This is a genomic window from Luteimonas soli (assembly GCF_042648865.1).
GTDB classification, from domain to species: domain Bacteria; phylum Pseudomonadota; class Gammaproteobacteria; order Xanthomonadales; family Xanthomonadaceae; genus Luteimonas; species Luteimonas soli.
The window spans coordinates 31,301-52,677 of record NZ_JBHRYA010000001.1 but is presented as its reverse complement, the minus strand read 5'-3'; the positions used below and the strand labels follow the sequence as shown (position 1 = coordinate 52,677).

16 protein-coding genes are annotated in these 21,377 nt (G+C 70.7%); 8 read left to right on the top strand and 8 right to left on the bottom strand.

Annotation, left to right across the window (positions count from 1 at the left end; all coding sequences use genetic code 11):
- Positions 1 to 78 precede the first annotated feature (78 nt).
- The 4 genes from ACFONC_RS00225 to ppc all read right to left on the bottom strand — a co-directional run bounded on the left by ACFONC_RS00225 (position 79) and on the right by ppc (position 5,182).
- Positions 79 to 1,188, bottom strand: coding sequence for an S-(hydroxymethyl)glutathione dehydrogenase/class III alcohol dehydrogenase (locus tag ACFONC_RS00225; RefSeq protein ID WP_386741509.1), 1,110 nt, complete (start codon positions 1,186 to 1,188; stop codon positions 79 to 81).
- 57 nt (positions 1,189 to 1,245) lie between these two features.
- Complete coding sequence (gene frmR / locus ACFONC_RS00220; RefSeq protein WP_386741508.1) at positions 1,246 to 1,521, bottom strand: formaldehyde-responsive transcriptional repressor FrmR; 276 nt, start codon at positions 1,519 to 1,521, stop codon at positions 1,246 to 1,248.
- Positions 1,522 to 1,644: 123 nt separating this feature from the next.
- Positions 1,645 to 2,283 (bottom strand): glutathione S-transferase family protein, encoded by a 639-nt coding sequence (locus ACFONC_RS00215; RefSeq protein WP_386741507.1) that lies wholly within the window; start codon positions 2,281 to 2,283, stop codon positions 1,645 to 1,647.
- Positions 2,284 to 2,458: 175 nt separating this feature from the next.
- The gene (ppc, locus tag ACFONC_RS00210; RefSeq protein ID WP_386741506.1) at positions 2,459 to 5,182 is read right to left on the bottom strand and encodes a phosphoenolpyruvate carboxylase; all 2,724 of its coding nucleotides are present in this window, start codon (positions 5,180 to 5,182) and stop codon (positions 2,459 to 2,461) included.
- A gap of 110 nt (positions 5,183 to 5,292) precedes the next feature.
- Between ppc and ACFONC_RS00205 the strand changes: the two genes are divergently transcribed.
- Positions 5,293 to 6,969, top strand: a complete 1,677-nt coding sequence (locus ACFONC_RS00205) for a tetratricopeptide repeat protein (RefSeq protein WP_386741505.1) — start codon at positions 5,293 to 5,295, stop codon at positions 6,967 to 6,969.
- Between the two features lies 1 nt (position 6,970).
- Here ACFONC_RS00205 and ACFONC_RS00200 read toward each other — a convergent pair whose 3' ends face one another.
- Positions 6,971 to 8,335 (bottom strand): glutamate--cysteine ligase, encoded by a 1,365-nt coding sequence (locus ACFONC_RS00200; RefSeq protein ID WP_386741504.1) that lies wholly within the window; start codon positions 8,333 to 8,335, stop codon positions 6,971 to 6,973.
- A gap of 612 nt (positions 8,336 to 8,947) precedes the next feature.
- A complete protein-coding gene (gene yihA / locus ACFONC_RS00195) occupies positions 8,948 to 9,583 on the bottom strand; it encodes a ribosome biogenesis GTP-binding protein YihA/YsxC (RefSeq protein ID WP_386741503.1) in 636 nt (211 codons plus the stop codon).
- A gap of 181 nt (positions 9,584 to 9,764) precedes the next feature.
- Between yihA and ACFONC_RS00190 the strand changes: the two genes are divergently transcribed.
- From ACFONC_RS00190 to ACFONC_RS00175, 4 genes are all read left to right on the top strand, one after another.
- A complete protein-coding gene (locus ACFONC_RS00190) occupies positions 9,765 to 10,655 on the top strand; it encodes a c-type cytochrome (protein ID WP_386741502.1) in 891 nt (296 codons plus the stop codon).
- 143 nt (positions 10,656 to 10,798) lie between these two features.
- Positions 10,799 to 11,452 carry a thiol:disulfide interchange protein DsbA/DsbL gene (locus ACFONC_RS00185; protein WP_386741501.1) on the top strand — a complete coding sequence of 218 codons (654 nt, stop codon included), beginning with the start codon at positions 10,799 to 10,801 and terminating at the stop codon, positions 11,450 to 11,452.
- 41 nt (positions 11,453 to 11,493) lie between these two features.
- The gene (locus ACFONC_RS00180; protein WP_386741500.1) at positions 11,494 to 12,330 is read left to right on the top strand and encodes a thiol:disulfide interchange protein DsbA/DsbL; all 837 of its coding nucleotides are present in this window, start codon (positions 11,494 to 11,496) and stop codon (positions 12,328 to 12,330) included.
- A 37-nt stretch (positions 12,331 to 12,367) separates the two neighbouring features.
- Entirely contained in the window at positions 12,368 to 13,117 is a 750-nt protein-coding gene (locus tag ACFONC_RS00175) for an endonuclease/exonuclease/phosphatase family protein (RefSeq protein WP_386742175.1), read from the top strand.
- A 41-nt stretch (positions 13,118 to 13,158) separates the two neighbouring features.
- Here the strand turns inward: ACFONC_RS00175 and ACFONC_RS00170 are convergent, their stop codons facing one another.
- Both ACFONC_RS00170 and ACFONC_RS00165 read right to left on the bottom strand, forming a co-directional pair.
- Positions 13,159 to 16,050: a TonB-dependent receptor plug domain-containing protein gene (locus tag ACFONC_RS00170; RefSeq protein WP_386741499.1), complete on the bottom strand. Its 2,892-nt coding sequence runs from the start codon at positions 16,048 to 16,050 to the stop codon at positions 13,159 to 13,161.
- Between the two features lie 103 nt (positions 16,051 to 16,153).
- Positions 16,154 to 16,945 (bottom strand): sulfite exporter TauE/SafE family protein, encoded by a 792-nt coding sequence (locus ACFONC_RS00165; RefSeq protein WP_386741498.1) that lies wholly within the window; start codon positions 16,943 to 16,945, stop codon positions 16,154 to 16,156.
- 401 nt (positions 16,946 to 17,346) lie between these two features.
- Between ACFONC_RS00165 and ACFONC_RS00160 the strand changes: the two genes are divergently transcribed.
- The 3 genes from ACFONC_RS00160 to ACFONC_RS00150 all read left to right on the top strand — a co-directional run bounded on the left by ACFONC_RS00160 (position 17,347) and on the right by ACFONC_RS00150 (position 21,364).
- A complete protein-coding gene (locus tag ACFONC_RS00160; protein WP_386741496.1) occupies positions 17,347 to 19,308 on the top strand; it encodes a lytic transglycosylase domain-containing protein in 1,962 nt (653 codons plus the stop codon).
- Between the two features lie 177 nt (positions 19,309 to 19,485).
- Entirely contained in the window at positions 19,486 to 20,709 is a 1,224-nt protein-coding gene (locus ACFONC_RS00155; RefSeq protein WP_386741494.1) for a multifunctional CCA addition/repair protein, read from the top strand.
- Between the two features lie 142 nt (positions 20,710 to 20,851).
- Complete coding sequence (locus tag ACFONC_RS00150) at positions 20,852 to 21,364, top strand: lipocalin family protein (protein ID WP_386741492.1); 513 nt, start codon at positions 20,852 to 20,854, stop codon at positions 21,362 to 21,364.
- Positions 21,365 to 21,377: the final 13 nt, after the last annotated feature.

Below are 21,377 nucleotides of genomic sequence, written 5' to 3'. Positions count from 1 at the left end.
CAAGCTCATCCGCCCTTTCGTGGCACCCCCGCTTCCGTGGGGGCAGGCTCTTCTCCCGCAAGCGGGAGAAGGGGTGAATCAGTAGTGGATCACCGTCCGGATCGACTCGCCGTCATGCATCAGGTCGAAGGCCTCGTTGATGCGCTCCAGCGGCAGGGTGTGGGTGATGTATGGGTCCAGGTCCAGCTCGCCCGACATCGCCTGCTCGACCATGCCCGGCAGCTGCGTGCGGCCCTTGACGCCGCCGAAGGCGGTACCGAGCCACCTTCGGCCGGTCACCAGCTGGAACGGGCGGGTGGAAATCTCCTGCCCGGCGCCGGCCACGCCGATGATCACCGACTGGCCCCAGCCGCGGTGCGCGCACTCGAGCGCGGCGCGCATGACTTCGACGTTGCCGATGCATTCGAACGAATGGTCCACGCCCCAGCCGGTCATCTCCACGATCGCCTGCTGGATCGGTTTGTCATGGTCCTTCGGATTGACGAAGTCGGTGGCGCCCATCGCGCGCGCCTTGTCGAACTTGGCCGGATTGGTGTCGATGGCGATGATCCGCCCGGCCTTCGCCTGCACCGCGCCCTGGATCACCGCCAGCCCGAGTGCGCCGAGGCCGAACACCGCGACGCTGTCGCCGGCCTGCACCTTCGCCGTGTTGTGGACGGCACCAATGCCGGTGGTGACGCCGCAGCCGAGCAGGCAGACCTTCTCCGCCGGCGCGTCGGGGTTGATCTTCGCCAGCGACACCTCGGCCACGACCGTGTATTCGCTGAAGGTCGAACAGCCCATGTAGTGGTACAGCGGCTTGCCCTCGTACGAGAAGCGCGTGCTGCCGTCGGGCATCACGCCCTTGCCCTGGGTGGCGCGCACCGCCACGCACAGGTTGGTCTTGCCGGACTTGCAGAACTCGCATTCACGGCACTCGGCGGTGTACAGCGGAATCACGTGGTCGCCCGGCTTGACGCTGGTGACGCCCTCGCCCACTTCCACCACCACGCCCGCGCCTTCGTGGCCCAGCACCACCGGGAACAGCCCTTCAGGATCGGCGCCCGACAACGTGAATGCATCGGTGTGGCACAGCGCGGTGTGGGTGATCTTCACCAGCACCTCGCCCCTGCGCGGCGGTTCGACGTCGATCTCGACGATCTGCAGCGGCTTTCCGGCTTCGAAGGCGACGGCGGCACGGGATTTCATGGTGATGCTCCTGGCAGGCGACGAACGCACACGGACGTGCCCGTCATGTGGGATGGGTCATTTGAGGTAGGAACGGATCAGCGAGGTCATTTCGTCGACCCGCGCACGGCGGCCGACGGCATCGCGCGCCGGCTGCTCGAACTGCTCGCGCAGGTGCGATTCGAGCACCTCGCTCATCAGCCCGTTGACCGCTCCGCGGATCGCGGCGATCTGCTGCAGCACCGGACCGCAGTCGGCCCCGGCCTCGAGCGCCCGCTCGAGCCCCTCGCACTGGCCGCGGATGCGGCGGATGCGGGCGAGGACCTTCTTCTTTTCCTCGGGGGAATGGGGCACGTCGGTATCGGATGCGGATAGTGGGGGGCAGTATACACCCCCGCACCTCAACCTGGGCCTGGAACCTCTCGCGGGCGCAGGCCCACGGGGTTCAACGGGCACGCGGCGAGCGCATCGCCGGCATCACCCCTTTGCCGGGATCAGCGCGTTGTCCAGCGCCTGCGCGCGCTGGTAGGCCTCGCGTGCGCGCAGGCGTCCGGCCCAGGCGGCGAACGCGGGGCGCTCCGGGATCGAGCCGAAAGCCAGGCCGAAATCCACCTGGCTGCCGACATACACGTCCGCGGCGCTGAAGCGATCGCCGAGCAGCCACGGCGAAGCCGATCGTGCCGCGACTTCCAGCGTGTCCACGGTCTGCTCGAAGCTGCCGTAGCCGACCGTGCCGGCGCGCTCGGGTGGCGGCAGCAGGCCCAGGGCCTTGGCCGACACGGCGGCTTCGACGGGGCCTGCGGCAAAGAACAGCCAGCGGTACCAGGTGCCGCGCAGCGGGTCGTCGGTCGCGGGCGCGAGACCGGCATCGGGGAAGGCGTCGGCAAGGTAGGCGCAGATCGCGGCGGCCTCGGTGACCACCACGCCGCGGTGTTCGATCGCCGGCACCTTGCCCATCGGATTGATCGCCAGGTACTCGGGCGACTTCATGCTCGAGCCGTAGCTTTGCACTTCGGTGCGGTATTCGACGCCGATTTCCTCAAGCATCCAGCGCACGATGCGGCCACGGGACTGGGGGTTGGTGTGGAAGACGAGTTCGTCGCGGTGGTTGGCCATGCGCGGATTCCTGGTGGAAGGTTTCCGCGAGTCTAAAGCGCCAGCGCCGGACTTGTGGGAGCGGCTTCAGCCGCGAGATCTTGGGCACGGTCACGAAAAGCTCGCGGCTGAAGCCGCTCCCACAGGAACCGGGAGGCGCCTGGCGTCGGGGCGTAGCCCCGACCTGCGGCGGCTATCACCCGGTGTTCTGGATCCCCGCAGCGATGCCGTTCACGGTCGCGAACAGTGCACTCAGGGTGTCGTCGTCCCCGCGGCCGTCGGCGCGCCAGCGGTGCAGCAACTCGACCTGCAGCAGGCTGATCGGGTCGACGTAGGGATTGCGCAGGCGGATCGACAGGCGCAGGCGCGGGTCGCGGCTCAGCAGCGCGTCCTCGTCGCGGATCGACAGCAGCATGTCGCGGGTGCGCGCAAACTCGGCGGCGATGCCGGGGAACAGCGCGTCGTGCGCGTCGCCGGCCAGGCGGGAGTAGCGCTCGAAGATCGCCAGGTCCGACTTGGCCAGCGTCATCTCCAGGTCGTCGAGCATGGTGCCGAAGAACGGCCAGTCGCGCGCCATCTCCGCAAGCGCGTCGCGGCCATGCGTGTCGACGCCATGCTGCAGCGCGTGGCCGACGCCGTACCAGGCGGTCAGGCCGGAGCGGTTCTGCGCCCAGGAGAACACCCACGGGATCGCGCGCAGCCCCCGGATGCCGGCGTTGCGGCGGCGCGAGGGGCGCGAGCCGATGTGCAGGCGTTCGATCACGTCGATCGGCGTGGCGGCGCGGAAGTAGTCGTCGAAACGTGGTTCGTCGTAGACCAGCGCGCGGTAGTGGTCGCGCGCGACGCCCGCCAGTTCGGCGGCGATTTCGCGCCAGCGCGCCTCGCGCGCATCCGCCGGGCGCGGACGCAGGCTGGCGCGCATCACCGCCGCGGTGGTCTGCTCCAGGTTGCGCAGCGCCAGCGCGCGGATGCCGTACTTGCGGTGGATCACCTCGCCCTGCTCGGTCATGCGCAGGCTGCCGTCGACCGAACCGCGTGGCGCGGCCATCACCGCGCGCGAGGTCTTGCCGCCGCCGCGGCTGACCGAGCCGCCGCGGCCGTGGAAGAACACGATGCGCACGCCCGATGCCCGTGCCAGCGCGGCCAGTTCCACCTGGGTGCGCTGCAGCGCCCAGCGCGAAGCCATCAGGCCGCCGTCCTTGGCGCTGTCGGAGTAGCCGAGCATCACCGTCTGCCGGTCGCCGCGGGCGCGCAGGTGGGCGCGGTAAACGGGGTCATCGAACAGCGCGCGCATCACCGACGGCGCGGCTTCGAGGTCGGCGACGGTCTCGAACAGGGGCGCCACGTCCAGCGGCACGACGTCATCCTCGACGCAGCCGGCGATCCGCGCCAGCGCCAGCACCGCCAGCGCGTCGGCGGCGGTGCGCGCCATGCTGATGATGTACAGCCCGATCGCGCCGGCGCCGTGCGTGCCGCGCAGTTCCCGCGCTTCGCGGAACACGGCCAGCGTCGATGCGGCGACATCGTTCTCGTTCGTTGACGCCGCTGCGGGCGCGGTCCCGTCGAGCACGCCGTGCAGGCGGTCGACCTGCGCGTCGGCCGGCCGCGACGCCCAGTCCGGATCGCCGAGCAGCGCGGCCAGCGCTTCCTCGTGCACGGCCGAATCCTGGCGCAGGTCGAGCGCGGCCAGGTGGAAGCCGAAGCCGCGCGCACGCCGCAGCACGCGCTGCAGGGCGAAACGGCCGGCATGGTCGCCGCGGTGGTGGGCGAGGCTGGCATCGATCATTTCGAGATCGCCGACGAAGTCGTCCACGCCGGCATAGCCGTGCGCTGCCTGCGCCTCCGTTCCCGCGAGCTTGGCCTCGATCAGTTTCAGCAGCACGCGGTACGGCATGTCGGCGCGGCGCGGCCGGATCGCGGCCATGACGTCGGGCCACTGCGCGGCGTAGGCCTCGATGCGTTCGGTGATGGCGTCGTCGACCTCGACGTGGCCGAGCGTCTGCGTGAGCACGCTGCCGAGCGCGTGCAGGTCGGCGCGATACTGCTTCAGTGCCAGCGCGCGCTGTGCGTCGAGCGCGGCGCGCATGGTGTCGGCGTTGACGTTGGGGTTGCCGTCCATGTCGCCGCCGACCCAGGTGCCGAAACGCACCACCTTGGGCACGACGATGCGGCGGCCGTAGACCGCTTCGATCGCGTCGGCGAAGGCCTCGTAGAACACCGGCAGCGTGCGGTACAGCACGTTCGCGAGATAGAAGCCGACGTGCTCCACTTCGTCGTGCACGGTCGGCTTTTGCGACGGCGCCTCCGCCGTCTGCCAGGTGGAGGTCAGCGCCAGCCGGATGCGGGCTTCGTCCGAGCGGCGCTCGGGCGGCGTGCGGTCGCGGTCGATGTCGGCGACCAGGCGCTCGACGATGGTGCGCTCCTTGTCGAGCAGCGCGCGGCGCACGACTTCGGTCGGGTGCGCGGTGAACACCGGTTCGATCGACAATCGCTGCAGGAACGCGGCGAGCTCGTCGAACGCCACCCCGGCATCGCGCAGCTCGATCAGCACCGCCTCCAGCCCGCCGGGCTGCGGCGCATCGCCATTGCGCTGGTGGTCGCGGCGGCGGCGGATCCGGTGCACGCGCTCGGCCAGGTTGGTGGCCCCGAAGTAGGCGGCGAAGGCGCGCACCAGCGCATCGGCGTCGCCCAACGGCACGTCGGCCAGGCGCGCGGCGAGGGCGTCGACCGGCTCGTCGTTCTCGCGTCGGGCGATGGCCATGCGGCGGATCGACTCGACCCGGTCAAGGAACGCCGGCGACACCTGCTCGGCCAGCATCTGCCCGACCATCGCGCCAAGCCGGCGCACGTCGTCGCGCAACAGGGTGTCGGTTTCGGAGAACTCGAGCGGCTCGCGCAGCGGTCGTTCGTTCGTCGTCATCGCTGCAGGCTAGCGCGGCGGCCGGGATGCGGCAACGACGATGGCGGCCGGCGTGGCCTGCCCGCGCGACGGTCCGCGTTGCAGCGGAAACGAGCAACGGAGAATCCGCCATGTCCCGTCACGCCCCGCACGCGATCGCGCTCGCCCTGCTGCTCGCCGGCTGCGCCGCGCCGCAGCCGCAGGCCGGTGTCGCCGCCACTTCCAGCGCACAGGCCACCACGCAGCCGACGCTGTTCGACGACTTCGGCGACCTGCACCGCGACATTGGCAGCGCCGTCCCCGAGGCGCAGCGCTACTTCGACCAGGGCCTGCGCATGACCTACGGCTTCAACCACGAAGCCGCCGGCCGCGCCTTCGCCGAGGCCGCGCGGCTGGACCCGGACTGCGCTATCTGCGTCTGGGGCCAGGCACTGGTGCTGGGCCCGAACATCAACCTGCCGATGGACCCGGCCGCGGAGCAGGACGCGGCCGCGCTGGCGCGCCGCGCGCTGGTGCTCTCCGCGCATGCGACGCCCGCCGACCGCGCGCTGATCGAAGCGCTGCAGGCACGCCATGCCGACCCGGCGCCGGAGGACCGCACGCCGCTCGACCAGGCCTATGCCGACGCGATGGCGCGCGTGGCCGCCGCGTTCCCCGGCGACGACGACGCGGCCACGCTGTACGCCGAGGCGCTGATGGACCTCGCGCCCTGGGCCTACTGGACCGCCGAGGGCCAGCCGACCACGCACACGCCGCGCATCCTGGGCGAGCTCGAGCGCGTGCTCGCGCGCAATCCGCGTCACATCGGCGCGATGCACTATTACATCCACGCCACCGAGGCCGGACCCGATCCCGAGCGCGCGCTGCCCTACGCCGACGCGCTGCCCGCGCTGGCGCCCGGCTCCGGCCACCTGGTGCACATGCCGGCGCATACCTACATCCGCGTCGGCCGCTACCACGACGCCACCCTGGCCAACTTCGCCGCCGCGACCGCGGACAACGCGTACCTGTCGTTCTGCAGCGGCAGCAACGGCGTCTACCCGCTCGGTTACGTGCCGCACAACTGGCACTTCGCGAGCATGACCGCCGGCCTTACCGGCTCGCGCACGCTGGCGCTGCGCGCGGCCGAGCAGACCGCGCGGCGCGCCGACGTCGAACGCATGGGCGCGCCGCCGTTGGAGTTCATGCAGCTGTTCGTCGCCACGCCACTGCTCACCCGGGTGCGCTTCGGCGAATGGGATGCGATCCTCACGCAAGCCGAACCACCGTCGCCGCTGCCATTCCCGACCGCGATCTGGCACTTCGCGCGCGGCATGGCCTCGGCACGGACCGGCGACCCGGCACGCGCGCAGGCCGAACTGGACGCGTTGCGCGCGATCGCCGCCGACCCGGCGCTGGCGAAGGTGAGCTTCTTCGACATCAATCACGCCGATGCGGTCCTCGCGGTCGCGGTGCCGCTGCTGCAGGGCGAACTGCTGCGCACGCGCGGCGAATCGAAGCCGGCCATCGCGGCGCTGCGCGAGGCAGTCGCCGCCGAGGACCGACTCAACTACAACGAACCCGCCGACTGGCCGCTGCCCACGCGCGGCTACCTTGGCGCCGCGCTGCTGGAGGCCGGCGACGCGCACGGCGCGGAAGCGGCCTACCGCGAAGACCTCGCGACCTATCCCGAGAACGGCTGGTCGCTGTTCGGCCTGGCACAGGCCCGGCGCGCGCTCGGCGACGACGCCGGTGCGGGCGACAACGAGCGCCGCTACCGCGCGGCGTGGCAGTGGGCGGACGCGCCGCTCACGGCCTCGCGCCTTTGAGTCAGTACGCGAACTCGCGGAACACCGGGTCCACGCTGCCGTTCCACTCGCCGTGGAACAGCGCCAGCTTGCGTTCGGCCGGGGTCAGGCTGGATTCGGCCACGGCGATCAGGGTCTCGAGGAAGATCCGCTCGTCGGCGCCGTTGTCGTTGCTGCGGGCGCGGCGCTGCAGGCCGGCGGCGGAGATCTTCAGCGCTTCGAGCGCGAGTTCGCGCACGGTCGCGCCGCGGAACGGCAGCTTCAGCGCGTGCTTCGGCACGCCGTCGCGCAGCGCGTGGCGTTCTTCGCGAGTGAAGTCCTTGACCAGGTCCCAGGCCGCGTCGAGCGCTTCATCGTCGTACAGCAGCCCCACCCAGAACGCAGGCAGCGCGCACAGCCGGCCCCACGGGCCGCCGTCGGCGCCGCGCATCTCCAGGTACTTCTTCATCCGCACTTCGGGGAACGCGGTGGTCATGTGGTCGGACCAGTCGACCATCGTCGGCAGCGCACCCGGGAGCACGGGCAGCTTGCCTTGCAAGAAGTCGCGGAAACTCTGTCCGCTGGCGTCGTGGTAGATGCCATCGCGATACGAGAAGTACATCGGCACGTCGAGCAGGTAGTCGACGTAGCGCTCGTAGCCGAAGCCGTCCTCGAACACGAAGTCGAGCATGCCGGTGCGGTCGGGATCGGTGTCGGTCCAGATGTGCGAGCGGTAGCTGAGGTAGCCGTTGGGCTGCCCTTCCGTGAACGGCGAGTCGGCGAACAGCGCGGTCGCGACCGGCTGCAGCGCCAGCGACACGCGGAATTTCTTCACCATGTCCGCTTCGCTGGCGTAGTCGAGGTTGACCTGCACCGTGCAGGTGCGGGTCATCATGTCCAGGCCCAGGTCGCCGACCTTCGGCATGTAGGCGCGCATGATCGCGTAGCGGCCCTTGGGCATCCACGGCATGTCCTGCCGCCGCCACTTGGGCTGGAAGCCCATGCCGAGGAAGCCCAGGCCGCGCTCGTCGGCGACGGCCTTGACCTCGCGCAGGTGGCCGTCGACCTCGCTGCAGGTCTGGTGGATGGTCTCCAGCGGCGCGCCGGACAGTTCCAGCTGGCCGGCCGGCTCCAGCGTCACCGACGCGCCGTCGCGCAGCAGGGCGATGGTGCGGCCCTTCTCGTCGACCCGCTCCCAGCCGAAACGCGTCAGCCCCCGCAGCAGTGACTCGATGCCGCGCTCGCCGTCGAATTCCGGCGGGCGCAGGTCATCGAGACGGAAGCCGAACTTCTCGTGCTCGGTGCCGATGCGCCAGTCGGCCTTCGGCTTCTCGCCGGACGCGATGTAGTCGACGAGCTGGGCGCGGCCGGTGATCGGCGTGTCGCTGGCGTGGCTGGGGCTGGACATGCGCACCGTTCATGGGAGGAAGACGACCGGCGCCCGGGATGCGGGCGCCTTGGCGGCACTATAACGGCCCGGTCCCCGCCCGGCGTCGCCACCGGTGGGATGGAGTGGCCCGCAGCCGCGATTTCGTGATGCCCCGGCGTTGGGTGTGCAGAAAAGCTCGCGGCCTCCGCCGCTCCTGCAGGCGGCGCGACGATTGGTGCCGTTGCCGTTGCCGTTGCCGTTGATCTTGATCTTCGGGCCCCCTCCGTAGCGGCGGAGCCGGCGGACAAGACCCGCAGGGCGCCGCACAGGGATGTGCGGCGTTTTCCGCGGGGGCAGGATGCCCCCTCGGAAAATCCCGCCGGCTCCGCGGACCCGGCGCGCAGCGTCGGGCGCGAAGGCGGGGTGTTTTTCTTTGCGCCAGGTTTCTTTGCACAAGCAAAGAAAGGTGGCTCGCGCCGTCACGGCGCGAAAGCTCTTGATCTAAAGCCCTTGATTTGACGTCGCCAGAACAGCAGGCGGGTCAAGACCCGCCCTACGATGCCTCCAGGCGGACAAGCGAAAAAAGCGCGTCGGGGGCGTAGCCCCGAGCTACGGCAAGCGGAAGGCGGTTGGACCGCCAGGAAACACCCGCTAGAACCCCAACCACCCCCCCACCACGTCCCGCGCCTCGTCCACCCCCTGCTTCGACTCGCCCGAGAACGTCTGCACGCTCACCGTGTCGCCGAACGCATTGGACAGCTCGCGCCGCACCGCCTGCAGCGTGTTGCCGGCGGCACCGCGGCCGAGCTTGTCGGCCTTGGTCAGCAGCGCGTGCGCGGGCAGGCCGCGCTGCACGGCGTAACCCAGCATCTGCCGGTCGTAATCCTTGAGCGGATGGCGGATGTCCATCACCACCACCAGCCCGCGCAGCGCCATGCGGCTGCCGAAGTAGCCGTCGAGGAAGGCCTGCCAGTGCGCCTGCAGGTCCTTGGGGACCTTTGCATAGCCGTAGCCGGGCAGGTCGACCAGGTAGCGGGCCTCCCCCGGCGCGGCATCGGCGGCGCCGCCGATGCCCGCGGTGACATCGAAGAACACCAGCTGCTGGGTGCGGCCGGGGGTCTTGGACACGCGCGCCAGCGCCTTCTGCTGGCACAGCGCATTCAGCGCGCTGGACTTGCCTGCGTTGGAGCGGCCAGCGAACGCGACCTCATGGCCGCCATCGGGCGGCAGCTGGCGCGGGGTGTGGGCGGCCAGCAGGTACCTGGCGCGGGCAAGCGGATTCGACATGGGCGCAAGCATCGCACATGGCCACGACCGCCCCGCGCGGCGGCCGAGGTTTGACCGGGCTCGCCGCGCGCGACGATAATTCCCGGTTCAAGCGGGTGCGATTCGCCCCCGCGCCATTGCGCCGGCCGGGGCCTGCGCGTGGCCATCCACGTGTTACCAACGGAATTCCGGAGCCCAGCTCATGCGCCACGCCCGTGCCTACGGTTTCGCCGGCCTCGCCGCCCTTGCGGTGGCCGCGGCCGCCTTCGCCCAGACCACCGTGACGCCGCTGCCGGACGCCGAGCCGGTCGAGACGGCGCCGCTGAACGAGGCTTCGGCGGCGGAAGCGCTGGCCGAGACCACCTGGGGCGATCCGCAGGCCGGCGCGCAGAAGGCCGCCGTCTGCGCGGCCTGCCACGGCGTCGACGGCAACCCGGCCGACCCGATGTACCCGCGCATGGCCGGGCAAAGCGAGCGCTACATCGCCCACCAGCTGGCGCTGTTCAAGAGCGGCGAACGCAATACCGGCCTGGCCGCGCTCATGGTGCCGTTCGCGACCATGCTCAGCCCCCAGGACATGCGTGACGTCGGCGCGTACTACGCCACCCAGGTGGCCGGCGCCGGCATCGCCGACGACACGGTCATCGCCTCGGGCCCGAACCAGGGCATGAAGTTCTACCAGGTCGGCGAGAAGCTGTTCCGCAGCGGCGACACCGAGCGCGGCATCCCGGCCTGCATGGCCTGCCACGGCCCCGCCGGCGCCGGCAACCCGGGCCCGCCGTACCCGCACGTCGGCGGCCAGCAGGCGGACTACGTGGTCCGTCGCCTGCAGGAGTACCGCGCCGGTACCACCAGCCAACGCGACCCGCACCTGTTCAACATCATGGCCGAGGTCACCAAGTCGCTGACCGACGAGGAGATCGACTCGCTGGGCAGCTACCTGCAGGGCCTGCACGAGCGCCCGGACGCCGCGACCCTGGCCGCCATGGCCAGCGCGCCGCCGGCCGCCGCAGCCCCCGCCGCAGAGCCGGCGCCCGCGCCGGAACCGGCGGCGGCCGAAGCTGAACCGGCGGCTCCGCCCGCCCAGGGCTGATGAACTTCCGCGCCGGCATGCGGTCGGACGTTCACAGCTCCTGATCAGATTGCCGGCACGGATCTCCTGTGCCGGCTTTTTTTTGCCCACGGCTTTCTTGCCATGCTTCCCCCCACATCCTGACTGATACCCAGGCCATCGCCATGATCCGACGCCACCTGCTCCCGCTGCTCCTGGTCCAGCTGATGCTGCTGCCGCTGGCCGCCTGCGCCCAACAACCGGCGGCCGGGCCGGTGGAAGGCCGCGACTACGTCGTCATCCCCGACGGCCAGCGCTGGTCGACGGCCGACGACAGGATCGAGGTCGCCGAGGTCTTCGCCTACACCTGCCACCACTGCGCCGACTTCGAGCCGACGCTGGCGGCGTGGAAGCGCAAGCAGCCGGCGGACGTGCGCGTGGACTACGTGCCGGCGGCCTTCCGCCCCACCGACAACTACGCGCGCGCGGCCTTCGCCTTCGGGCAGATGGGCGTGCTCGACAAGCTGCACGGGCCGCTGTTCCACGCCATCCACGACGCGCAGACGGTGCCGATCAGCAACGCCAGCGTCGATGAGCTGGCCACCTTCGTCCGCGACGAAGGCGTCGACGCGGACAAGTTCAAGGCGGCGATGGCCAGCCCGCAGGTGGATGCGATGATGCAGCGCGCGCGCGACTTCGCGATTGCCAGCGGCCTGCGCGGCACTCCGACCCTGGTCGTGGACGGCAAGTACCGCGTGCAGGCCACCAGCCACGAACAGGCGCTGCAGATCGCCGGACAGCTGGTCGCGATGGAACGCGCCGCGCGCAGCAAGCCGTGACCCGCCCTCTTTCCGCCTCCGCCACACGACGAGATCCGACCATGAACCAGCGCCTCGCCCTCCTGTCCCTGCTCCTGCTGCCGCTGCTGACGGCCTGTTCGCGCCAGGAACCCGCCGCCGACGCCGCACCGGCCCCGGCTCCGGCGACCGAAGCGCCTGCCGCCGAAGCGCCGCCGGCCACCGATGCCGCCGACACCGGCGCCGCAGACCAGGCCGCCGCACCTGCAACCGGCGACGACGCCGAGGCCGACGCCCCGGCACCGACCGCGCCACCCGCGCCCCCGGTCGACCCGAACGCAGGCGCGTCGCTGGTGGAAGGCCGCGACTACGTCGAAATCGCCAACGGCCAGCCGTTCGCGCCGCGCGACGGCAAGGTCGAGGTGGTCGAGATCTTCGGCTACGTCTGCCCGGCCTGCGCCAACTTCCAGCCGCTGGTGAGTTCGTGGAAGTCAAAACTCCCGGCCGACGTGCGCTTCACCTACGTGCCGGCGCTGTTCGGCGGCACCTGGGACGACTATGCGCGCGCGTTCTACGCCGCCGAGTCGATGGGCCTGGTCGACAAGACCCACGACGCGATGTACCAGGCGATCCACATCGAGCGCAGCCTGAAGGGCGAGCGCGGCCGCGACTCGGTCGAGGACATCGCCGCGTTCTACGGCAAGTACGGCGTCGACCCGAAGCAGTTCGCCAGCACGATGTCGAGCTTCGCGGTCAACGCCAAGGCCGCGCGCGCCAAGCAGTTCGCGATGCGCAGCCAGATCAGCGGCACGCCGTCGCTGGTGATCGACGGCAAGTACCTGGTCAAGGGCAGCAGCTACGAGAACATGCTGCAGATCGCCGACGAACTGATCGCCATGGAGCGCGCCGCGGGCCAGTAACGCCACGCGGACGACAGGCACGATGCCGCACCTCAAGCTGCTCAGCGCCAACATCCAGGCCGGCTCCAGCACCCGCCGCTACAGCGATTACGCGACGCGCAGCTGGTCGCACGTGCTGCCGGCGGGCAACAAGCGCGGCGCGCTCGACGCGATCGCCGAGCTGGCCGGCAGCCACGACATCGTCGGCCTGCAGGAAAGCGACCCGGGCAGCTGGCGCTCGGGCTTCACCAACCAGACCCACTACCTGGCCGAGCGCGGCGGCTTCGACTACTGGAGCCACCAGCCCAACCGGCGAGTGGGTTCGGTCGCCTCCAGCGCCAACGGCCTGCTGAGCAAGCTCGAGCCGCTGGAGGTCGTCGACCACTCCCTGCCCGGCCGCATCTCCGGCCGCGGCGTGCTGCTGGCGCGCTTCGGCGAGGGCGACGAGGGCCTGGCCGTCGCCATCGCGCACCTGTCGCTGGGCCGCCAGTCGCGGCTGGCGCAGCTGTCGTTCATCGCCGAACTGCTGTCCGAGCACCCGCACGCGGTGCTGATGGGCGACTTCAACTGCACCTCCGACGGACCGGAGATGGAAGTGCTGTACAGGCACACGCGGCTGCAGCCGCCGGCCTGCGCGGTACACACCTTCCCCAGCTGGAAGCCGCAGCGCGCGATCGACCACATCCTGGTCAGCGGCGACCTGGGCTGCCGCGAAATGCGCGCCCTGCCCGCCGCCGCCTCCGACCACCTGGCGCTGTCGCTGGAACTGGAAGTGCCGGAGCAGGCCCTCAGGCGCGGCGACGCGTAGGCCGGGGCTACGCCCCCGACACGCCCGCGCCACCCGACCGCTCAGAAATCCAACCCCACCCGCGCATACCAGAACCGCCCTGGCAAATCGTAGGTCGACGCGTCGTAGCCGTTGAGCGAGCAGCTCAGGCAGATCGGCGGATCCTTGCCGGTGATGTTGTTGACACCGGCGCTGATCCGCACGCCCTTCGCCCACGCCGTGCTCAGCCACGACACCTGCAGGTCGTGGTAGGTGGTGGCCGGCAGCCGGTTGATGTCGTTGGCGCTGTCGTCGCAGATGTCGAAGCCGTTGGCGCCGCCGCACGATTCGGTGAGCTCGTCGATGTGGCGCACCGTCCACGCCACCGACCACGGGCCCCGCCGCCAGTCGGTCACCAGCGTTGAAGTCCACTCCGGGATCGCGCTGTTGTTGAGTTCCACGCCCGGCTGCCGCGGCTCGATCGCGCCCGACTCGTTGACCAGCTCGTAGCGGCCGACGAAGGTGTTCTTCCAGTCGAAGCGCAGCCGGCCCCAGTCGCCCTCGGGCAGGGTCCAGCCGACGTTGACGTCCCAGCCGTCGGTCCTGATCGTGCCAAGGTTGTCGAGGATGTCGTCGAAGCGCACGATCTGGCCGCGGTCGCTGCGGTCGTACGCGGCACACGCCACCGGGTCGCCCTCGAACACGCAGCGCTCGAGGATCGCCTGCGCGTCCGGCGCCTGGATCGCGTTCTCGATCGTGTGCCGGTAGAAGGTCACGCCGATGTCGAGCCGGTCCGACCATGCCGCCTGCGCCGCGAACGACGGGCTCCACACCGCACCCAGCATCAGGCTGTTGCTGGTTTCCGGCTGCAGCTCGGCATTGCCCGAGGTCACCACCGAGATCTGCGAATTGGTCTGCGTGTAGCCGGGCGGCACGCCGTCGGCCGCGCACTCGGGCAGCGTGGCGCCGGCGCCGCTGCACGGATCGACCAGGGTCGCGTCGAAGCGGCTCAGGGTGCCGTACAGCTCGCCGATCGACGGGGCGCGGAAGCCTTCGGCGAACGAGCCGCGCAGCAGCAGCTCATCGGCCACCTGCCAGCGCAGGCCGATCTTGCCGGTGCTCTCGCCACCGAACGTGGAATAGTCCGAATAGCGCTCGGCAATGCTCAGGTCCAGGCTCTTGCCCAGCCAGCCGTCGCGCATCAGCGGCACGTTGAACTCCACGTACAGCTCGTTGACGTCGTAGTCGCCGGACGTGGCGCCCGACGGCACGCCGTTGTACTCGCCGGCCACCGTGATCGGGTCGGGCGTGTAGCTGCCCTCGTACTTGCGGTACTCGTAGCCGGCAGCGAACGACAGCGGCCCGGCCCACATCTGCACCAGGTCGCCGGTGAGGTTGGCGGTGAACAGCGACAGCTTGTTCTCGCTCTCGTCGCGCACCACCGGCTGGATGAAGGCCAGCATCTCCGGCGTGATCGTGCCTTCGCCGCCGAACAGGTTCAGCGGCACGCAGCCGGCGATCGCCGCGCACGCGGCCGGGTCGCCGAGCGCCTCGTTGATGCGGCGGATGTTGTAGCTGCCGGTGTTGGTCTGTTCGGCGCGGCTGCGGCTGAAGGCGACGTTGACGTCCCAGCTCCACGGCCGCGTGGCGACCTCGAACATGCCCTCCAGCCCCGCGGACGCGTACCAGGTGTTCACCTCCTGCCGGTAGCGGCGCGGCCCGCCCTCGACCGGGCGCCGGCCGAGCAGGAACAGGTTCGCGTCCGGCCCCACGGTGGTCAGGTCGAAGCCGAACGGGTTGTAGGGATTGAGCGCGGAGATCACCAGCGTGCGCTCGGCGTAGTCGTTGTAGACGCCGGCGTCGGTGCCGAGGAAGAACGGCTCGGGCGCGGCCTGGTTGGCCGATTCGCGCCGGTTGTAGAGCACCTTGGCGTGGCCGCTGACGGTGGGGGTGAAGTCGAAGCGCACCTGGCCGAACACGCTCTTGCGTTCGGACGGGGTCAGCAGCAGGTTGTAGGGCGCGAAGTTGAAACGGTCGGCGGTGGCGAAGCAGTGGAAGTCGTCGCTGCGCTCGCAGCCGGTCTCGCCCGGATTGAACTGCGGGTCGGCGACGCCGGTGTTCGGCGTGATGTCGTACACCGCGCCCGTGTTCGGGTCCTGGAACACCATCCGCCCCTGCGGCGTGGCCGAACTGCCGTTGGCCAGCCCGGTGCCCGGCACCGGCACGCTGGCCGGGCCGTATTCGGACGACACGACCTGCTTCTGCTTGTAGTACGACGCGCCGAGGAACCACTGCCACCGGTCGGTGCTGCCGCCCCAGCCAAGGTCGGCGCCGTAGGTTTCGCCGCCGGCCAGGTCGTCGTAGTCGCCGTAGTTGAAGTCGAGCTTGACGCCGTCGATGCTGCGCCGGGTGATGATGTTGACCACGCCGGCGATCGCGTCGGAACCGTAGATCGACGACGCGCCGTCCTCGAGCACCTCGATGCGGTCGATGATCGACAGCGGGATCGTGTTGAGGTCGACCGACGAGCCCACGCCCGAGGCCGACGACTCGTTCACCCAGCGCACGCCGTCGACCAGCACCAGCACGCGCTTGGATCCCAGATGTCGCAGGTCCACCGTCGCCGCGCCCGCGCCCACGCCGCCACCGTCCGGCGGGAAGCCGAAGTTGCCGCTGGAGTTGAACTTGGTGTTCAGCGCCGCGCCGCTGGCGGTGAGGTTCTGGACGATGTCGGCGACCGAGGTGAAGCCGCTGCGGTCGATGTCCTCGCGGGTCAGCACCTGCACCGGCACCTGGCTCTCGAGTTCGGCCTTCTTGATGCGGGTGCCGGTGACGGTGACCGTGTCGAGGGTCTGCGCCTGCCCGGCATCGGGAGCGACGGGCGCGGCGTCCTGGGCGGAGGCAACGCCGGCAAACGACAGCAGCAGCGCGGCCTGGATGGCCAGGGTCAGCCTGGCGGGGGATGTGGGGGTCATCGACGCTCTCTCCGGAGTGATTCCGCCGCCCCCCTGTCCACGACGGTAATGCGGTTGTAACGAATTCAACCGGACCGCACAAATGCCCAGCGCACGTTTCCGGCTACTGCAGCAGCAGGCTGCCCGCGACCACCACCAGGAACACCGCGAACACCCGCTTCAGCGCCGGCCCGCCGATCGCGTGGGCGAGCTTCGAGCCCAGCGGCGCGCACAGCACCGAAGTCACCGCGACCCCGATCGCCGCGGGCAGGTAGACGTAGCCGATCGCATGTTCAGGCAACGCCCCGGCAGGCGCGTTGAGCGCGTAACCCGCTGCGCTGGCGATCCCGATCACCACCCCGCAGGCCGACGACGTGCCGACCGCGCGCACCGCCGCGACCCCGCGCCAGACCAGCAGCGGCACGGTCATGCTGCCGCCGCCAATGCCCACCAGCGCCGACACCGCGCCGATGCCCGTGCCCGCCACGCTCATGCCCACGCCCGCCGGCGCGGCGTCGCCACCACCGGCGCGCACCCGGCCGAACGTCATCTGCGCCGCGGCCAGCAGGCAGTAGCCGATCACGCCCCACTTCAGCACCACGCCGTCGAGCGCCACCGCCAGCCCGCTGCCCAGCCAGCCGCCCAGCAGCAGGCCGGGCGCCATCCACGCCACCGTCGGCCACAGCACGCTGCCGCGGCGATGGTGCGCGTACGCCGACGACGCGGCGGTGAGCACGATGCTGGCCATGGAACTGGCCAGCGCCGCATGCATCGCCGCGTCCGGGCCGATGCCGTGCAGCGGCAGCAGCCAGACCAGCGCGCCGACCAGGATCAGTCCGCCGCCGACCCCGAGCAGGCCGGCGAGCACTCCGGCGATCGCGCCGAGGATGGGGAAGATCCAGAGCTGGTCGAGCATGGGTTGGTGCCTGTTGGGTGTTTGCTGTTTCAGGACGATGGACGTGCTGCCGGATGGAATAGATGCACGAGTGCTTCGCGCGGCGCTCACGCTCGCGCACGCGAGGGCCCATCACCGTCATTCCCGCGAAGGCGGGAATCCAGTGGCTTGAAGTACCCGCGCACCATCACGCTGCGGTGCATCGTACTTCGCCAGCACTTCCCCATCGGAAGAGCCGAAGTCACTGGATTCCCGCCTTCGCGGGAATGACGACTCGATGGACCTCGCCCTCCGGTGTTACGACAGGCATCGCGGAGCCCGCCCTCTTCCGCAAGCGGGAGAGGGCTGTGCGCAGCACCGGGTCAGGGCCCGCCTCCGGCCTGCGACAGCGCCGTTCACCCACCCTTCGCTATAGTCCGCCGATGCCAAAATCCAGCCTCCACGCCCTGCTTTTCGCATTCACCTGCCTGGTCGCCGCCGGCGCGGCGCAGGCGCAGTCGCCTGCCGCCAATACCGCGATCGCCGACGCGATCAGCGCCGCCGAGCGCGGCCAGCCGGTCGATGCGGCCCGTTTCACCAACGACCCGCTGTACGGCTGGCTCGCGTACGCCGGCCTGCGCCGCAACATCGACACGCTGCCCACGGACCAGGCGCAGGCGTTCCTGCAGCGGCACGAAGGCCAGGCGGTGGCGGACACGTTCCGCTCGATCTGGCTGGCGGCGCTGGCGCGGCGCGAGGACTGGACGACGTTCCGTGCCGCCTGGGATCCGTCGATCGACGACATCGCCCTGCGCTGCGCCGAGCTCGACGCGCGCCAGGCCACCGGCACGACCGACGCGCAGTGGACCAAGCAGGCGCAGGACATCTGGCGCAGCAGCGGCAAGTCGCTGCCCGACGCCTGCGACCCGGCGTTCGCGGCGCTCGCGGCGAAGGGCGGGCTGCCGCCGGAACTGCGCTGGGAGCGGATCGAGAAAGCCGCCGCCGAATGGGCGCCGGGCGTGATGCGCGCCGCCGCGCGCGGCCTGCCGGCCGACCAGTTCGCGCTGGCCAACGACTACGCCGCGTTCTTCGACGCCGTCAACGACCGTGCGCTGCAGTGGCCGAAGACGCCGCGCAGCCGGCTGATCGCCTCGCACGGGCTGGCGCGGCTGGCCAAGTCCACGCCGGTGGCCGCGGAGAATGCGCTGCCGCGCTTCGCCCAGGCGCTGGATTTCACCGAGGAAGACCGCGGCCGCGTGCTGTACCAGATCGCGCTGTGGACGGCCGCGTCGTACGAACCCGAATCCGCGCGCCGGCTGGCCGCGGTGCCGGCTTCGGCCTACGACGAGCGCCTGCACGAATGGCAGGCACGCGAAGCGATGGCGCGCTCGGACTGGGCGGGCGCGCTGGCCGCGATCAAGGCCATGGACGAAAAACAGCGCAGCGGTTCTCGCTGGACCTACTTCGCCGCGCGCCTGACCGAGATGGCGGGCGACAAGGCCGGCGCGCAGGCGCTGTACCGCGCCGCCGCGCGCGAGCCGGACTTCCACGGCTTCCTCGCCGCCGACCGGCTCGACCAGCCGTATGCGCTGTGTCCGTGGATGCCGGCGGCCGACGCTGCTGCGAAGGCCGCCGTCGCCCGCGATCCGGCGCTGGTGCGCGCGATCGCCCTGCAGCGGATCGACCGCGCCGGCTGGGCGGGGCGCGAGTGGAGGGACGCGCTGTCGCGCTTCGACGACAGGCAGCGCCGGCTGGCGATCGAAGTCGCGCAGGACAACGGCTGGGTCGACCGCGGCGTGTTCGGGCTGGAGGTCGCCGACCATCCCGAGGAGAAGCGCTGGTACGAGATCCGCTTCCCGATCCACCACGAAGCCACCATCCGCCGCGAGTCCGCCACGCACCGGCTCGATCCTGCGTGGGTCGCGGCCGAAATCCGCGCCGAGAGCATCTTCAATCCGCGCGCGCGCTCGTCCGCCAACGCGCGCGGCCTGATGCAGGTGCTGCCGTCCACCGGCGCCGGCGTGGCCAAGCGCAACGGCATCCCCTACGGCGGCGCCGAAAGCCTGTACGACTCCGACACCAACATCGCCATTGGCACCGCCTACCTGCGGCAGATGGAGGACAAGTACGGCCAGACCTACTTCGCCATCGCCGCCTACAACGCCGGCCCCTCGCCGGTGGCGCGCTGGCAGTCGCAGCGCCCGGGCATGGACCCGGACTTCTGGATCGAGACGATCAGCTACAAGGAAACCCGCGACTACGTCGCCCGCGTGCTCGCCTTCAGCGTGATCTACGACTGGCGCATGGACGGCGACGCGCTGCCGGTGAGCCAGCGCCTGCGCGGCCAGTCCGGCGACAAGCGCAAGAAGTTCGCGTGCCCGCTGGCGGAGCCGCCGCAGGGCTGACTGGACGCGGGCTGGCCCCCGGCAGCGGCCATGGCCGCTGCCACGAAAAGCCGTAGGTCGGGGTTACATCCCCGACGGCTTCAGGCGCGATTCCCGGATTCGTGGCGTCGGGGGCGTAGCCCCGACCTGCGGCGGATTCCCGGTCTGGCCTGCAGCGCGATCAGGCATCATCGCGGCATGGACACCTACCTCGTCGGCGGCGCCGTCCGCGACCGGCTGCTCGGCATTGAACCCGGCGACCGCGATTTCGTCGTCGTCGGTGAAACCCCGGACGCCATGCTCGCCGCCGGCTTCAAGCCGGTCGGCCGCGACTTCCCCGTGTTCCTGCACCCGCAGACGAACGAGGAACATGCGCTGGCCCGCACCGAGCGCAAGTCCGGCCGCGGCCATCGCGGCTTCGTCGTCGACGCCGATCCGTCGGTGACGCTGGAAGAAGACCTCGGCCGCCGCGACTTCACCATCAATGCCATCGCCCAGGACGCCGGCGGCAACCTGGTCGACCCGTTCGGCGGCGCGCGCGACATCGAGGCGCGCGTGCTGCGCCACGTCGGCCCGGCCTTTGCCGAAGACCCGCTGCGGGTGCTGCGCGCGGCGCGCTTCATGGCGCGCTTCGCCGCGCTGGGCTTCACGGTCGCGCCGGAAACCATGGCACTGATGCGCGAGATGTCAGCCTCGGGCGAACTCGACGAACTGGTGCCCGAACGCGTGTGGCAGGAACTGTCGAAGGCGCTGGCCGCGAAGCAGCCGTCCGCCTTCCTCCGTACCCTGCACGACTGCGGCGCCCTGGCCGCGGTGCTGCCTGAAGTCGATGCGCTGTACGGCGTGCCGCAGCGCGCCGAATACCATCCGGAAGTCGACACCGGCGTGCACGTCGAGCTGGTTTGCGACATGGCCGCGCAGCTCGCGCCCGGCGATACCGCGATCGGCTTCGCCGCGCTCACCCACGACCTCGGCAAGGCGCTCACGCCGGAAGAAGAGCTGCCGCGCCACGTCATGCACGAACGGCGCGGACTCGCCCCGCTGCGCGCCCTGTGCGAACGGCTGAAAGTCCCCGTCGCGCATCGCGAACTCGCGCTGATGGCCTGCCGCGAACACCTCAACGTCCACCGCCTGTTCGAACTGCGCGACGACACCGTGCACGACCTGCTTGCCCGCTGCGACGGTTTCCGCAAACCCGAGCGCATCGCGAAGCTGGCCATCGCGTGCGAAGCCGACAAGCGCGGTCGCGCCGGACTGCAGGACGAGCCCTACCCGCAGCGCGCGGAGCTGCTGCGCCTGCACGCCGCCGCGCAGGCGATCCGCGGCGCGGATGTCGCGCGCGAAGGCCTGCAGGGCGCGGCCCTCGGCGAGGCCTTCCGCCGGGCGCGGATCGCGGCGATCCACGACGCACGCGGTGCTTGATTCCGGCAGGGCGCTGAGTCGCCGAATCGCCGCTTCCGCAATCTCCCTTCGGCCGGGCCAGGACAGCGCGCGCGTGCCGCGTTCTCACTGTTCGGTCACGCGAACTCGGGCATTGTGCCGGCCAGCACATTGAGGCACCGACATGCTTTCGATCCTGATGACGATCGGCCTGGGGGCCGCGCTGTCGAACCAGCCGGTGGATGCACTCGACCTGGCCCGCTACAGCGGCACCTGGCACGAGATCGCGCACCTGCCGATGTTCTTCCAGCGCCAATGCCGGGATTCGATCACGGCGACCTACACGCCGCAGCCCGACGGCACGATCCGGGTGCGCAATGCCTGCCGCACGAAGGACGGCACACAGGATGAATCGATCGGCGTCGCGCGCCCGGTCGAGGGGCGGCCGGGTGCGCTGGAAGTCCGCTTCGCCCCGGACTGGCTGCGCTGGCTGCCGTGGGTCTGGGCGGACTACTGGGTCGTCGAACTGGATCCGGATTACCAGTGGGCCGTGGTCGGCGGGCCGAGCCGGAAATACATGTGGATCCTCTCGCGCACGCCGGCAATGGATCCCGCATTGTTCGAACAGATCAAGGCGCGTGCCGCGCAGCGCGGTTACCCGGTGCAGGCGCTGGTCATCGCTGGCCCATTGAAGTGATCCGGTCGTCGGC